This is a genomic window from Spiroplasma endosymbiont of Agriotes lineatus (genome assembly GCF_964019485.1).
Classification (GTDB): Bacteria; Bacillota_I; Bacilli_A; order Mycoplasmatales; family Nriv7; genus Nriv7.
Genome location: NZ_OZ026448.1, coordinates 339,001 through 354,186, shown reverse-complemented (window position 1 = coordinate 354,186; position 15,186 = coordinate 339,001). Strand labels below are relative to the sequence as shown.

Genomic DNA, 15,186 nt, shown 5'->3' with positions numbered 1-15,186 from the left:
TATTTGCCGTGTTGTGTTAATTATTGGTTTCAATAACATTTTTACCATTCCCCAAAACATTAACAATGACAAAATAACAACACAATCACTAATTAGAAACAAAAGAGAAAGCAAGGAAACTTATGAATTAAACTTAAAAAAAGGATTTGTTTACTTAGTAAAAAATAGATGAAAAAAAACCTACTATTGATATAAAATGGGATTTATATATACATACACAACAATGACCAATAAATATGCCAAACTGAATAAAAATTAATACAATATCACCAATTAACGAAAAGACAATACATAGCATAATAGATAATTACCACGCAAAAAACGAAAATATTATTGATGAACTTACAAAACTCAACTTTAATATCAAATATGAAGAAATTGAAAACAGTAATATTAAAAAAAATGAAATCGTTAATTTAAAAGTAGCAATATTAAAAAATCCTACTTTAAAACAACTAATAACAAAAATTGAAGGTCAAATAAGATCATCAACTGATATTGTGAATTACCGACACAACAAACACACACTAAGGGCCTGTCCAAAATTCTGTGTCTCGATAATTCATTCTGAATTATACTTAAACGAAGGAGAACAGAAAATGACAAAAAAAATAAAAAAAGAGCCTGATGCAATTGATAAAGTTGTTGATTATTTTTTAGAAAATATTGATAATCCACAAGATTTATTTAAAAGTAATAATATTTTTCAGGAATTTACCAAAAAATTAACTGAAAGAATGTTAAATGCAGAAATTAAAGATCATCTTGAAACTGATGAGAATCATAATAAAAGAAATGGCAACACACAAAAAACCATTATTACTTAAAAATGGTTCAATCGTAATTGATGTACCACGAGATCGAAATAGTACTTTTAAACCAGTAATTATTTCAAAAAGACAAAGAAAATTTAATAACTTTGATCAAAAAGTAATTTCTTTATATGCAAGAGGAATGACAATTTCTGATATCAAAGCACAATTGCAAGAATTCTATCACGGAGCAGAAATTTCAGAAAGTTTAATTAATCAAATAACTGATGATGTTATTGAAGAAGTTAAAGTGTGACAAACTAAACCTTTAGAGAAGATTTATCGAGCCTGTCCAAAATTCTGTGTCTTGACAATTCATTCTGAATTATATTCAGAAGAAGTAGAACAAAAAATTATAAAAAAGCAAAAACCCCCTGATACAATTAATAAAGTTGCTGATTATTTTTTAGAAGTAAAATTTGAAGACAGAGCAGAGTGAATTTAAGTTAATTACTTAGAGACATAGTTAATTGGACAATCCCTAAAATTTTTTGCACATTGAAATAATTTATAGTAAACGATTATTTTTTCTTTTTTAAAAAATACCTAAGAAAACTAAACGCGACCCAATTTTTTTATTGTGTAAAAATTCAATAATATAATAAAATCATAACGAATAAAAAGAACAATAGCAAGGGGGGGGGGGGGGGGGGGGGGGGGGTTAGTTTAGTACTTAAATAATATAATTAGCTGATTGTTTTATTTCTTTAAAGCAGCAATACCTAAGAAAAATAAACACGACCTGTTCTGTTCCTAATCTTATAATAATATTTTAAGTGTGTTATAATATTTTTTAGATTATATAGGTGAATTTAATGCAAATATGAGATAGTAAACAGCAAAGAAAAATTAAAATTAATGACTTGACAGTTACAATGTATGTTTGTGGACCGACAGTTTATGGTGATGTTCATCTTGGGAATATGCGACCAATTGTTATTTTTGATATTTTACAACGATTATTTATGTTTACTAAACAGAAAAATTTTTATGTGCAAAATATTACTGATATTGATGATAAGATTATTTATCAAGCTCATTTAGAAAAAAAAACTGAAAAGGAATTAACTGAAAAGTATACTAAAAGTTATTTTGAGATTTTAAAACAGTTAAATGTTTATGAACCAAATTTATTTGTCAAAGTAAGTGATAATATTGCTGATATTATTAAATTTATTGAACGGTTAGTTAAAATTAAAGCTGCTTATGTTAAAAATGGTAATGTTTATTTAGCAATAGAAAGATATTTTCAAACTTATGGAAAATTATCAAAGAAAAATTTAGAAGATTTGCAAACAGGAATTAGAGTTGCGATTGATAGTAATAAAAATTATATTAATGATTTTGTTTTATGGAAAAAAACTGATCAGGGACAAAAATGAACTTCGTCTTGAAGTGAAGGCAGACCGGGATGACATACTGAATGTGCATTATTTATTAATAAATATTTTAAACAACCGATTAACATTCACGGTGGTGGTATTGATTTAATATTTCCTCATCATGAAAACGAAAGAATTCAATTGTTAGCATTAAATAACCAAGAACCCGTTAAAATATGACTTCATAATGGTCATCTATTTTATGATAATGTCAAAATGTCAAAATCTCTTAAAAATACTATTGTTGTTAAAGAATTTTTGCAACATTATGATGCTAATGTTTTACGATATTTATTAACACTAACCCATTATTCTAAACCATTAAATATTACTAAAAATTTTATTATTCAAGGAAAAGAAAAAGTTGCAAAAATTCATCAAATATTAAAAGAAAGTTTAGTAATCTCATTTTTTAATGGCGAGGTTAATACTAATGAAAAAAATGAACAACTTGTGATGCAAGTGGTAAATTATTTACAAGATGACCTTAACTTTGCTAATGCTTGAGTAATAATTGAACAAATTGTTAAGGAAATTAATAATATTTTAAAAGGAAAATCAGGAGCAATTTTACCATTGTTTAATACATTGCAACAATGTTTATTTCTTTTAGGTTTACAATTTTCATTAGTTTTGTTTGATGATGATGTGAAACGATTATTATTATCTTGACAAAATGCGCGTAAACAAAAAAATTATAATTTAGCAGATAAAATTAGAGAACAATTACAAGCGGAAAATATTTTATAAAATATATTCAGAAACAATTTTCTTTATTAAGGAGTAATAAAAATGGCAAATTATATTTATGGTAAAAATACTTTAAAACAATTATTAGCCGATGACCGCCAACGAATTGAAAAAGTTTTTATTTTATCACAAGAAAGAGTTATTATTGAACAATTAAAGCAGGCGAATATTTCTTATGTTATTAGTAATAAAGAACAATTATTATTATTAGTTAAACATTCAAAGCATCAAGGAATTGTGTGTTTAATTAAGGAATATTCGTATACTTCTTTAGAAGTAGTTTTACAAAAAGTAAAAACTAAGAAATATCCTTTAATTTTAATTTTAGATCAAATTGAAGATCCAAGAAATTTTGGAGCAATTTTACGAAGTTGTGATGCTGTTAATGTTGATGCGGTTATTATTTTAAAGCAAAGACAAGTAGAATTAAATGCTACGGTTGCAAAAACTTCTGTTGGTGCAATTAATTATGTGCCGGTTGTTAAAGTAACTAGTCTTAGTAATACTTTAACTACATTAAAAGAAAGTGGTTTTTGGATTGTTGCTAGTGCTTTAAATACCGAAATTAATTATTATAATGTTGACTATAAAAAACCGATTGCTTTAATTGTTGGTAATGAAGGTAAAGGTGTTAGTCATAAACTTTTAAACAATTCTGATTATATTGTTAAAGTACCAATGCAAGGTCATATTAATTCTTTAAATGTTGCTGTTGCTAGTGCTTTGCTATTATATCAAGTTCGGAATAATCAAAATAATTAAGTAGTTTAAATGGAAGATAATAGACTTGGTACATAACCTTTAATTTTATCTACTATTTTGATAATATTATTTTTTAAGCGAAGTACAAATGTTAGATAAATAAAAAGATAAAAATGAATTTTATAGTTTAGTAGGCATAAAATGTTATAGTTATGTATCAAGTCTATTAGAAAATACATTAATAAGAAGCATGCAATAATGAATTATGCGGTTAGTTATGATACTCAATATGAAAGAACAACGATTGAACAATCATATTTAGTGGTCGAACCTAAATGGATTAATTATGGTTTGTCATTTTTAACTAAATTAGAAAATGAAGTTATTTTTATTGAAGTCACAAGATTATTTTAATGCAGAAATATCCCATAAATTAAATATTAGTTATAAAAGTGTTGACAATGCTTATCAACGAGCAAAAATTAAATTACAAAAAAATCGTAATTGTATGTAAGGTAAGGTTAAGAATATGAAACAAGGATATTATCAAAATCCTGTGGGATCAGTGATGGTGATTAGTCAAAATAATAAAATTATCAATATTGTTTTCATTTTAGCTTGTCCTTTGTCTTCATCATTATCAAAAGAAATAAAACAATGTTTACAAGAAATTGCTCAATATTTTATTAAACAAAGAAAAATATTTTCATTTGATTATGTATTAAATACAACTAAGTTTAGTCAGAAAGTATTGGAAGCAATAAAGCAAATCCATTATGATGAGACGAGAACTTATAGTGACATCGCTAAGATGATTAATCATCTATTAGCAGTCTGAGCAGCAGGACCGGCATTAAAAATAAATCTGTTAGCAATTAGTATTCCGTGTCATCGGGTTATTAATAAAAATAGTAAGCGGATTAATTATCTTTATGGGATAGAAATTAAATTGGCATTGTTAGCACGAGAAGATGTGATATAAGTGTTGTCTGTTTAAGGACATGCCGCTAACAAATTTACACACACCAAAAAACCATCCCCAACTATAATTGTTATTTGACAGCATATTGGATGGAATGGCAACCCTTTTTAGGACACTTTTTATGTAGACTGCCATTTTCTAAATTCAACTGGTGTTAAATAATTTAAGCTGCCGTGAATCCGAATATTGTTGTATCAATTAACAAAATCAAATAGTTCGCATTTTAATTGTGTTAAATTTTCAAATTTTTTACCCTTAATAAATTCTGTTTTAAAGGTTTTGTAAGTTGTTTTGGCCACAGCATTATCATAAGAACAACCTTTATTGTTTAATGATCTTTTAATATTAAAGGTTATTAAAATTTCATCAATAGACTTGGCACATAAGGGCGCGTAAAGTTTTGTTAGGTGGGTAAAGCATTTGAATAAGTATTAAGACAGTCAGCAATGATTGTCTTTTTATTTTATAAGATGTTAAAAATTTGTTCTTTGAAAATTAAATACAAGTGAATTAATAATGTTGGTATGTATTAAAGCACGATAAATTGTGGGTGGTCGCCATAACCAAAAGAAGTTTTTACCAGTTAATAGATAACACCCTATTCTATTAGCTATAGCAATTTGTTTCGTTTTGCAATAAAAAAATGAATGGGTGGATTTCCTAAAAATATACACGTTATTAAATTAGTTCCAAGGGGAGGATGCGGACATTAAAGTGTAGAAATTTCTATATAGGGAGATACTAAGTTTAAAATTATTAAAATCTTTATCTAATTAAAAAAACAAAATTTACTAACAAAGCTTGTTAAACACTTAAATCTGCGATATATAAGTGTTTAAAAAACTAAGTTAACTAACTTAGTTAATATAACTTAGTTTATCTATAAGAAAGGAAATTTATTATGAAAAACATTGAAAATATTTTTTTAAATACTAAAAAATATCTTTTAAAAGAAACACAAAACGCAATTTTTATTAAAGCACCAAAAATTCCATGATTTAATGAACAAATCGGCATTTGGTTTCCAAAGCGATTTGTTTATAAAGGAAAATATGAAAATTCGATTTGCATCGGAATAATAAAAGATAGTAAATATCAAATAATTTCAATTAATCAAAAAGAAAAAGAAATCAAATTAATTAAGGGGCAAGAATTATTAAGTTTCTTTATTGCCGAAAAAGAAAACAACAAAAAAGATATAAATTATAACTATTTTAAAGAAGTTTAAAAATGAATATTGCGATTGGAATAATATTTATTATCATTTGCATAATGCTATTGGTATATTTTGCTTATAAAATTTATGTCAAAATAAAAATGCGAATTAAATATAAAAATGTCATTAAAAATAATACTGGTAATTTTACAAAAGACGAAAAAGTATTTATTGCTCGCTTTGAAAAATGAGTTAAAGCTCCCAATTCAAAAGAAAATAGCGCGGATAAAAAATAATGTTTTGAAAAATTATCATGGAATTCTTAGAACTGTTTATTCCGATAGAAAAAATGCCTGCACAAGTTGCGTTTATTGCCGAATTAATTATTATCATTACTTTTCTTTTCGCATTAATTTCAATTATGTATTTACCAATAAAAATGATTTTTGGGAGATAAAAAATGACAATAAACTTAAAAGAATTTAATTGAGAACAAATTAAACAAACTTTCTGAGATTTATTTATTCAAATTACAACTATTCCGGCTCACATTACTGGTGGTAAAGAAATTAAATTAACCGAAGCACCACTTTGACTTTTAATAGCAAACATTGCTTTTTGATTTTTAACAGCTATTATGGTGTGATTTATTTTAATGCTACTTTGAAAAACCATATCAGTATTTAGATAAAAGCAAAAGTAATGTCAAGAAGTTACATTGTGATGCATTCACAAAGAAATTCAAAATTAATTAGAAAAAAATATAACCGGGTTAAGGTTAATCGTGGTTTTAACAGATTTAAGAAAAACTTTGAATATAAATGATGAATGTTTTAAAAAGAAAGGGGGTGATTATATGATTGGAACTTTCTTGGCCGATACACCCAGCAACAGTAGAAAAAATAACAGCTAGTGACGCGATGATTAAATTATGAAATGCAATTATAACGGCTTTTACTAAAATGTGAAAAATTATTGCTGTTAATATGCCACAAGTCGGTAACTTCTTTGCTGACTATTGAATATTCATTTTTCCATTTATTTTGGCAATATTCTTTATTTGTTTTAAAATGTTTGAAAAATTACTTGGAGCAGTCCGCTAATAAAAAAATAAAGCGGGGGCGCAAGATGAAATTTTGCAAATGAATAATAGAAAAAAATAACCATTTTATTGAATTAAATCGTACTTCATTTTTAATTTTATGACATTGCGGAGCAATTTGATACATTTACAACGGTTATTTTAAAAACATTGTAAGCTATTTATTTTTAGCGGGTTGTATTTTAATTTTCCTTTTTAAAATCGGTAATTTAACACAAATTAGCAAAGTGATTAATTTCTTAAAAAATAACTCACCATTAAATATTGTTATTGGTTCGTTAAGGACTGGGAAAACCGCCTTTCTAGTATACGCATCAAAATTACTAAAAAAGAAAAAATATCACATCGCATCAACCTTCCCATTACTAGAAACTCAAAAATTAATTTTAGAACATATGGGATTATTAGACTTTGATTATCCGGTATTGCCAGACAAAACCTTACTGTTATGAGATGAAACCAATTTATTTTTAGAAGTAACAGATTGAGAAAAAAATAATACCAAAAACGAAGAAAGCGGTATCCAAGAGTATTTTGCTCTGGCACGCCATTTCGGTCATATTGTTCTCGCTAGTGGTCAAAGAGATAAACATATTTGAGTTAAAGTTCGTGATATTGCCAATAATGTGATTGTGGTCATTCGCAAAAAACCCGTTAATATTTTTCGTCCCTACTTAAAAGTCATTTATGGCGCCTTTACGAGCATTGAAGAATATGAACGCTGACGAAACACTTTAATTGATGCTAAAAATAATAAAAAAGGTCGTCGCATTAAATACCGTGATATTCCCGAACTTGATATTTATTTTTTTAAACTAAAAATTCCTTTACCAACACTTAACACTTACAATTCTTTTTACCTAGCATTTTTAAGAGATTACTTAAATTTAAAAGTTAATCCTGACTATGAAGACAAATACTATACTGACACAGCAATTGATTTAGAAGACTTAGAATACTTAAAAATGGATAAATTTAGCAAATTTTTAAGAAAAATGAAAGAAAAGGAATAATAAAAAATGGAAAATCTCGCAAAAACGGCCGACTTTCTGGATCAAATGCCTTATTATAAAGTTTTTGACTTAATTTGGAGTTTAGAAGTGTCGGGAACGAATATTCAATTAATATTTCCTTTATTCTTAACGCTGGCTGTAGAATTTCTTATGGCAATTATTCTTGGATTTGGTAGTCAACAAGTTAATTTGAAAAAACAACGCCAATATGCCGTTAAAAATAAGGGGCGTTTAAGTGCGTGAGGAAAAGTTAAAAAACAAATACAACCAATAAAAACAAAATAAGGTAACTAAAAATGTCTAAACTAATTATTATTTTTATCTTAATAACTGTTCTTGGATTATTGGCTGGTAGTCATTTTGAAACTTTAACGAATTATATTAGCGAAGGTCTTGCCAATTTCCAAAAGTTTATTACTAGCAATTTAACAATTTTAGAACTATTTAAACCAATGACAATGGCACGAACATTTTCACAACACCCAATTTTTACCATTCTTGGTGTTACTTGTGTACTTATTGCCTTATTTATTGTAATTAAAGGTAGGTAAAAAAAATGGAAAAATGAAATAAAAAACAAGAATTAGAAATAGAGAATGACAAATTAAAAATTGTTAATGTCATATTAGAAAATAGTGTTAATACTCTTAAATACATAATAATGGAAAAAAATAAAGAAATTTTAGAACTAGAAAAGTGAAATACTATTCATATTAATCAAAAATCAGACTTAATAATTGAAAACCAAAAATTAAAAATTTTTAAACACGAAAGGAGAATAAAAATGAAAAAACTTTTAGCAAAATTATTTAAAAAAGATGATTCAAAAGAAAAAATGCCATTAAAAATTAAAAATTCTTTTAAAAAGCAGTGGTTAAAAGTATTGTTAAGTATCATTTTCATATTTATAAGCTTATTAATTTGTGCATTAACAGTAATTGATACTAAATGAATAACCGGAACAAGTGATGAATTTAATAATTTTATGAATGAACAAATGGTTAAATTCTTTGGCAAATTTAATAGTGGTATTATGCTAGCAGGAATATTCGTTTTTTGATGAGACGGAGCAATATATTTTGCAATTAAATTTGAAAAATTAATCCGCTTGATTATTCAGAAAATTAAAGCAAAAAGAGCCTTGAAAAATGAAATGAAACAAATTAATTAGTTCTTTAAAAAAATATTGATGGAGAATTTTACCTTACATTTTTATGATTACTATCTTTTTCATTCCATTTTTAAAATTGGGAATTAATGATTTGAAATTATTATATGAAAAATTTGAAGCATTAATTTCACTTATGATACTAGGATATCTAGATATATGAATTACAATAGCGGTAATTATAAATTGTGGTATTGAGTGACTTATTAAAAAAATTAAAGAAAAAAGAACAACGAAAAATAAAATATTTTAAAAAGGAGTGATAAAAATGTTTATGAAAATATTTACCATGATAATTATTAGTTTCAATAACATTTTTACCATTCCCCAAAACATTAACAATGACAAAATAACAACACAATCACTAATTAGAAACAAAAGAGAAAGCAAGGAAACTTATGAATTAAACTTAAAAAAAGGATTTGTTTACTTAGTAAAAAATAGATGAAAAAAAACCTACTATTGATATAAAATGGGATTTATATATACATACACAACAATGACCAATAAATATGCCAAACTGAATAAAAATTAATACAATATCACCAATTAACGAAAAGACAATACATAGCATAATAGATAATTACCACGCAAAAAACGAAAATATTATTGATGAACTTACAAAACTCAACTTTAATATCAAATATGAAGAAATTGAAAACAGTAATATTAAAAAAAATGAAATCGTTAATTTAAAAGTAGCAATATTAAAAAATCGTACTTGGACACAACTAATAACAAAAATTAAAGGTTAAATCTTTAATAACTAAATTTAAAAACTGTTAAAATCATTATTAAGAAAGGCGGTTGTCTATAATGACAATACTCTTAAACAACTTTTTCATTTTTTCATTTTGACAAAATAAAAACCAGTAATTAACTAAAATTACTGGTTGGAACATTTTTCTTATTTTATCACAAGAAATTTAAACTTGTTGGGCTTGTTTTAATTAAAGTTATTGTTCTAAATAGCTAATATCGTTTTTATAAAACCTTATACTATAGTAGTAACTGTATTTGTTCTTACCGACCCTTCTCTTTCTGATGAAAAAAATGCTTCACCGTTAAATGTTATTTTATCATTGTTTTTATCTATAGTAATTTCATTGGGTAATAAACTATATTTTTGTAAAATTTGCATTACTTCTGTAATTGGCAATGTAACTATTTGTTCTTTATTGTTATCATCAATTATTTTGGCAGTAATATTTCCTGTAATTTTTTGTTTTAAATTTAATATAACATTAGATGGAATTATTCTTACTGGATAAGTAATTTTTAATTTTTCACCGGGATTAAGTTCAAATTTATCAGCGGGTTCCTTAAAAATACTTAAAATCATTTCTTGTTCTTGTTTATTTGTGTTTGATAAATCAAATTCATTTGATAATACATTAATGATTTCAGAATTTTTATTATTTATATTTGTAAAATCTGTTAATTTCATTTCATCATCAGAATTTATGTTTCAACCATTTAATTTATTTTCTTGTTTTGTTTTAGTTAACCCTGTTGTAATTTGAAATACTAATTTTGATTTCGAATTATATTCACAAGCAGGTACATTAAATGATCTTATATTTTGGGTTTTATTGATGATTTCTCTATCAGGACATACATTTTTAGGAACATTAGATCATAAAAATGAATTTTCTTTTCTTGTAACTTCAACATTTGAAAAAGTTAAATTATTAGTATCAATATTTTTTATTTCTTTAAACTTTAAATTAGGATTTTCATCTCGAAATTTAAAAAATACTGCTCTTTTAATTAATTCATTTAAATTAATAGCATTAATTTCATCTTCATTTTTAATTTTATAATTAACAGTAACTTCACCAAAATATTTACCATTGTCTTTTGCTTTAATTGTAGCTGATGTATCCGTTTTATTAATAATTTCTAATTGTGATATATCTAAATCAGGATTTAAATAATTTAATTCATTTAAAATAATTTCATCATTAATAATGTTATTAAATCTTAAATTATTTATTTGAATAATAATATTTAAAAGCATTTTAGTTTTAGTTATTGCAAATGCATTACCGCTTATTGGTGCAATTGTAACAAAAATAACTGCTTCATTTATACCATTTATTTTTTGAACTCTTCAATCTGCTCCCATAAAATAAAGGCCATCATCTGTTGCAAAATAAAGACTATTAGCTGTGGTTGTGTACCAACAGTATTTGAAAAAATAGCAATATGATTAACTGATCTTGTTATTTCATTAATTTGTCTAACATTAAAATTATCTTTATTAATAAAATAAGAATTTATTAAATTTAAATTATTAATATTTCTTTTAAATTTACTTATTTTTTTATTATTCTCAAATTCTTGTTTTTCATAAGGACTATTGGCAACAATGCCCGATATTCCGCTTCCCGCCATTGTTATTGTGCTTAATAAACTAAGTAATTTTTTCATATTAATCAAATTCTTTTCGTGAATTTTTGCTAATTAATAAATTTTTATAGTAATCACCTGACCTTTTCTTAAATTTATAAAATTTACCTAATACAAATTAATTATAAATTATCAAATAATAATTTTTATCATTTTTTTAGAATATTGAATATTAATTCTAGAAAAACATTTATTTTAAAAAAAATAATCTAACTAAATTAAACTTTATTAAAATTAATATCAAGAAAGGTGATTTTTTTATGTTAGAAATTAATAATAATGTAAAAACCTTAGAAAACAAGCATTGATTCAGTTTATTTACAACCCATAAAATATGTACACCAACAAATGCGAACAACTAGCTAATGAATACGAGAAATTAGATGAATACTTATATAAATATCATTATCGCTTAAAACAAGGTTATAAAGTAGTTCATTTTTCATCAAGAACAATTATTACAATTTTTGGTGATGTTACTTTTAAACGACGCCGATATAAATATTGAAATCAAAAATCAGGTAAATTTGAATATGTATGTTTATTAGATAAAGAAATTAGTTTATTGTCTAAACAACGCATTTATTTTGATGTCCAATTTAAAGTTTTAAGTCTTTTGGGTGATGGTAAGCGGTATCGCGATGTTTTAGATGCTCTAAATCATTGTTATATTTCGAAAGCTAGTATTTCGCGTATTTTAAATAAATATGATATTGTCGAATATTTTCAACTAGCAGAAAAAGAAACTAAAACTAGAATTGATGTCAAAAATAAGGATTTATATATTCAACTAAATGAGACATTTTTAGCGACATTAGATCAGAAAGTTAAACAAGACCAAAGAATTCGTTTAGTTACTTTTCATACCGGACATAAAGAAAAAAATTACAAAAATGCTCGTAGAGAATTAGAAAACAAACGAGGTCATTTTCTAATGTTAAAAGTTGGTAAACGAATAAATACAATGGATTATCGTGATTTTTTAATTAAAGAATTACAAAAACATTATGTAAATATTAATTACGACAGAACAATTGTTTGTGGTGATGGCGATGCTTGAATTAGAGAAATTGCCAATAGTTTTGGTAATGTTAGATATATTTTAGATGGTTATCATGCTATTAAAAAATTAAAACAAACGGCATTTAATATTATTTTTGAAAATCGTAAAGTAACACTAAATAGTTGAATTAAATTATATAAGGATGGAAATCATCAAGAATTAATCAAAAACATTCGTAATGTTGCTAAAAATGAATTAAATAAAGATATTAAAATAAATTTAAGAAAGGCGAGTAATTATTTCAGTAATAATAAGCAAGGTATTCATCATCAAAATTTAGAATGAAATATTGGTTGTAGCATTGAAAGTAATGTGTCACATTTGATAAAACAACAATTAGGATGCGGGGCGAGAATATATCATCATAAGAATTTAAATAACTTATTACATTTAAGAATGGCAAATTTAAACAAATTAAATGTATTACATTACATTAATGAAAATATTAATTTAGAAATAGAAATCAAAAAAGAAATATATAAAAATTCATTATGAAATAAATATAATAATAAAAATGATGATAGTTGAATTAACTATAAAGGTAATGCTGTAACAAATAAATATAGTAGATTTAAGTAAGTAAAAATATTAGTTAAAATTTAATAAAATTAATAATTTTTCATTGTGTAAAAATTCAATAATATGATAAAATAGTAATGAATAAAAATGACAACAACAAGAAAGGCAGGGTTAGTTTAGTAATTAAATAATATAATTAGCTGATTTTTTTACTTCTTCAAAGCCACAATACCTAAGAAAACTAAACGCGACCGTACATAACATAACCTTTAATTTTATCTACTATTTTGATAATATTATTTCCTAGGTGAAGAATAAATGTTAGATAAATATAAAGACGAAAATGAATTTTATAGTCTAATAGGCATAAAATATAAAACTTTCATGAAAATGGTAGAAATTTTAAAAGAAGCTGAAGCTAAACAAAAACAAATTGGTGGTAGACCAAATAAATTATCAATAGAGCAAAAATTACTTATGACTTGAGAATACTGAAAAGAATATATTACATATTGTGTTATTGCAAAAAATATAATATTGGTCATGTTGGTTGTATTCGTAATATCTTTTGAGTTGAAAATATTTTAATAAAAAATAGTCACTTTCATATACCTGGCAAAAAGATATTGTTGAAAAATAGGGATTGTACAATTAACTGTGTCTCTAAGTAATTAACTTAAATTCAATCTGTCTTTAAATTTTATCATTAAATGTGAAATTGCAGTACCCCGATTTTTAATTGGCATCGTTCATTTCTTAACCATATTTTGAAATGCTAAATAAAATATTTTAAAAACTGATGCGTCATTAGGAAAAATCTTTTTATTCTTAATTACTTTTCTTAGTTGACTATTAACAGACTCTATTGTATTAGTTGTATAAATAATTCTCCTAAATTCTTGAGGATATTCAAGAAAAATTATTAAATTATTTCAGTTATTTTTTCATGATTTAGTAATTTATGGATACTTTTTATTTCATTTTTCAGAAAAATGAAATAAAGCAACTAACGCTATTTCTTCATTAATTGCTGTATAAATTGATTTTAAATCATTAGCCACAAGTTTGCGATCTTTGTAAGGAACAAATTTTAAACTATTACGAATTTGATGAACAATGAATAATTGGTGCTGTGTTTTTGGGAACACAGCTTCTATTGCATCAGACATCAGACATCCCAATTAAATTATCACTACAAGCAACAAGAATATCTTTTAAGCCGCGATTTTTCATTTCCGTAAGAGGGGAGATTATATTAAGTCAAAATTTGGCTCCCTCATTCTCGCTAATTCACATTCCTAAAATATCTTTTAAACCATCTAAATTAATTCCTAAGGCAAGATAAATTGCTTTATTTATTATTCGTTTATCTTGCTTTAATTTAACAACAATACAATCAAAATAAACAATCGGATAAATCTTCTCTAAAGGTTTAGTTTGTCATATTTTAACTTCTTCAATAACATCATCAGTTATTTGACTAATTAAACTTTCTGAAATTTCTGCTCCGTGATAGAATTCTTGCAATTGTGCTTTGATATCAGAAATTGTCATTCCTCTTGCTCTTGCATATAAAGAAATTACTTTTTGATCAAAGTTATCAAATTTTCTTTGTCTTTTTGGAATAATTACTGGTTCAAAAGTACTATTTCGATCTCTTGGTACATCAATTACGATTGAACCATTTTTAGTAATAATGGTTTTTGGTGTACTACCATTTCTTTTGTTATAGTTATCATCTGTTTCAAGATGATCTTTAATTTCTGCATTTAACATTCTTTCAGTTAATTTTCTGGTAAATTCCTGAAAAATATTATTACTTTTAAATAAATCTTGTGGATTATCAATATTTTCTAAAAAATAATCCACAACTTTATCAATTGCATCAGGTTCTTTTTTTATTTTTTTGTCATTTTCTGTTTTCCTTCGTTTAAGTATAATTCAGAATGAATTATCGAGACACAGAATTTTGGGCAGCCTCTTGAATTTTTATTGAAATAATTTATAGTAAATAATTATTTTTTCTTTTTTTAAAAATACCTAAGAAAACTAAACACGACCTACCAACATTATTAATTCACTTGTATTTAATTTTCAAAGAACAAATTTTTAACACCTTATAAAA

Annotated in this window: 20 protein-coding genes and 3 pseudogenes; 19 read left to right on the top strand and 4 right to left on the bottom strand. The window is 24.9% G+C overall.

The genetic code is table 4. From position 1 onward, the window contains the following. Positions 1-13 precede the first annotated feature (13 nt). The 6 genes and pseudogenes from AACK93_RS02120 (at position 14) to AACK93_RS02090 (ending at position 4,628) form a co-directional block, all read left to right on the top strand. Positions 14-259: a hypothetical protein gene (locus tag AACK93_RS02120; RefSeq protein ID WP_339024955.1), complete on the top strand. Its 246-nt coding sequence runs from the start codon at positions 14-16 to the stop codon at positions 257-259. Positions 260-599: 340 nt separating this feature from the next. Then, positions 600-1,095: pseudogene (locus AACK93_RS08055) on the top strand (transposase); the annotation flags it as partial. A 532-nt stretch (positions 1,096-1,627) separates the two neighbouring features. After that, positions 1,628-2,944, top strand: a complete 1,317-nt coding sequence (gene cysS, locus AACK93_RS02105) for a cysteine--tRNA ligase (RefSeq protein WP_339024952.1) — start codon at positions 1,628-1,630, stop codon at positions 2,942-2,944. Between the two features lie 42 nt (positions 2,945-2,986). Then, entirely contained in the window at positions 2,987-3,706 is a 720-nt protein-coding gene (rlmB, locus tag AACK93_RS02100) for a 23S rRNA (guanosine(2251)-2'-O)-methyltransferase RlmB (RefSeq protein WP_339024951.1), read from the top strand. 198 nt (positions 3,707-3,904) lie between these two features. Next, on the top strand, positions 3,905-4,060 hold the full coding sequence (locus tag AACK93_RS02095; protein WP_339024950.1) for a hypothetical protein: 156 nt from the start codon (positions 3,905-3,907) through the stop codon (positions 4,058-4,060). Between the two features lie 115 nt (positions 4,061-4,175). Next, positions 4,176-4,628 carry a methylated-DNA--[protein]-cysteine S-methyltransferase gene (locus AACK93_RS02090; RefSeq protein WP_339024949.1) on the top strand — a complete coding sequence of 151 codons (453 nt, stop codon included), beginning with the start codon at positions 4,176-4,178 and terminating at the stop codon, positions 4,626-4,628. 119 nt (positions 4,629-4,747) lie between these two features. On the opposite strand, the pseudogene AACK93_RS02085 reads toward AACK93_RS02090, so the two are convergent. Continuing rightward, positions 4,748-5,005, bottom strand: a pseudogene (locus tag AACK93_RS02085) (IS3 family transposase); the annotation flags it as partial. 524 nt (positions 5,006-5,529) lie between these two features. On the opposite strand from AACK93_RS02085, the gene AACK93_RS02080 reads away from it, so the two are divergent. From AACK93_RS02080 to AACK93_RS02030, 11 genes are all read left to right on the top strand, one after another. Further along, complete coding sequence (locus tag AACK93_RS02080; RefSeq protein WP_339024948.1) at positions 5,530-5,856, top strand: hypothetical protein; 327 nt, start codon at positions 5,530-5,532, stop codon at positions 5,854-5,856. A gap of 2 nt (positions 5,857-5,858) precedes the next feature. Further along, positions 5,859-6,080, top strand: coding sequence for a hypothetical protein (locus AACK93_RS02075; RefSeq protein ID WP_339024947.1), 222 nt, complete (start codon positions 5,859-5,861; stop codon positions 6,078-6,080). Beyond that, positions 6,080-6,241 (top strand): hypothetical protein, encoded by a 162-nt coding sequence (locus tag AACK93_RS02070; protein ID WP_339024945.1) that lies wholly within the window; start codon positions 6,080-6,082, stop codon positions 6,239-6,241. The genes AACK93_RS02075 and AACK93_RS02070 overlap by 1 nt, the downstream gene beginning before the upstream one ends. A gap of 3 nt (positions 6,242-6,244) precedes the next feature. Further along, complete coding sequence (locus AACK93_RS02065; RefSeq protein WP_215825668.1) at positions 6,245-6,475, top strand: hypothetical protein; 231 nt, start codon at positions 6,245-6,247, stop codon at positions 6,473-6,475. A 157-nt stretch (positions 6,476-6,632) separates the two neighbouring features. Next, a complete protein-coding gene (locus AACK93_RS02060) occupies positions 6,633-6,887 on the top strand; it encodes a hypothetical protein (RefSeq protein WP_339024943.1) in 255 nt (84 codons plus the stop codon). Positions 6,888-6,912: 25 nt separating this feature from the next. Continuing rightward, entirely contained in the window at positions 6,913-7,899 is a 987-nt protein-coding gene (locus tag AACK93_RS02055) for a hypothetical protein (RefSeq protein WP_339024940.1), read from the top strand. 6 nt (positions 7,900-7,905) lie between these two features. Beyond that, a complete protein-coding gene (locus tag AACK93_RS02050) occupies positions 7,906-8,184 on the top strand; it encodes a hypothetical protein (protein ID WP_339024938.1) in 279 nt (92 codons plus the stop codon). A gap of 11 nt (positions 8,185-8,195) precedes the next feature. Next, positions 8,196-8,450, top strand: coding sequence for a hypothetical protein (locus AACK93_RS02045; RefSeq protein WP_339024936.1), 255 nt, complete (start codon positions 8,196-8,198; stop codon positions 8,448-8,450). Between the two features lie 5 nt (positions 8,451-8,455). After that, positions 8,456-9,070 carry a hypothetical protein gene (locus AACK93_RS02040; RefSeq protein ID WP_339024935.1) on the top strand — a complete coding sequence of 205 codons (615 nt, stop codon included), beginning with the start codon at positions 8,456-8,458 and terminating at the stop codon, positions 9,068-9,070. A gap of 265 nt (positions 9,071-9,335) precedes the next feature. Then, positions 9,336-9,602: a hypothetical protein gene (locus AACK93_RS02035; RefSeq protein ID WP_339024933.1), complete on the top strand. Its 267-nt coding sequence runs from the start codon at positions 9,336-9,338 to the stop codon at positions 9,600-9,602. Next, positions 9,580-9,822, top strand: a complete 243-nt coding sequence (locus tag AACK93_RS02030; protein WP_339024932.1) for a hypothetical protein — start codon at positions 9,580-9,582, stop codon at positions 9,820-9,822. The genes AACK93_RS02035 and AACK93_RS02030 overlap by 23 nt, the downstream gene beginning before the upstream one ends. 239 nt (positions 9,823-10,061) lie before the next feature. Here AACK93_RS02030 and AACK93_RS02025 read toward each other — a convergent pair whose 3' ends face one another. Continuing rightward, a complete protein-coding gene (locus AACK93_RS02025) occupies positions 10,062-11,195 on the bottom strand; it encodes a hypothetical protein (protein ID WP_339024931.1) in 1,134 nt (377 codons plus the stop codon). Continuing rightward, on the bottom strand, positions 11,165-11,500 hold the full coding sequence (locus AACK93_RS02020) for a hypothetical protein (protein ID WP_339024929.1): 336 nt from the start codon (positions 11,498-11,500) through the stop codon (positions 11,165-11,167). The genes AACK93_RS02025 and AACK93_RS02020 overlap by 31 nt, the downstream gene beginning before the upstream one ends. Before the next feature lie 313 nt (positions 11,501-11,813). Here AACK93_RS02020 and AACK93_RS02015 point away from each other — a divergent pair, with 313 nt between their 5' ends. Together AACK93_RS02015 and AACK93_RS02010 are read left to right on the top strand one after the other, a co-directional pair. Then, positions 11,814-13,121, top strand: a complete 1,308-nt coding sequence (locus AACK93_RS02015) for an Mbov_0401 family ICE element transposase-like protein (protein ID WP_339024927.1) — start codon at positions 11,814-11,816, stop codon at positions 13,119-13,121. A 258-nt stretch (positions 13,122-13,379) separates the two neighbouring features. Continuing rightward, complete coding sequence (locus tag AACK93_RS02010; RefSeq protein WP_339024925.1) at positions 13,380-13,649, top strand: hypothetical protein; 270 nt, start codon at positions 13,380-13,382, stop codon at positions 13,647-13,649. Between the two features lie 83 nt (positions 13,650-13,732). On the opposite strand, the pseudogene AACK93_RS02005 reads toward AACK93_RS02010, so the two are convergent. Next, positions 13,733-14,963 (bottom strand): annotated as a pseudogene (locus tag AACK93_RS02005) (IS256 family transposase). Between the last annotated feature and the right edge of the window lie 223 nt (positions 14,964-15,186).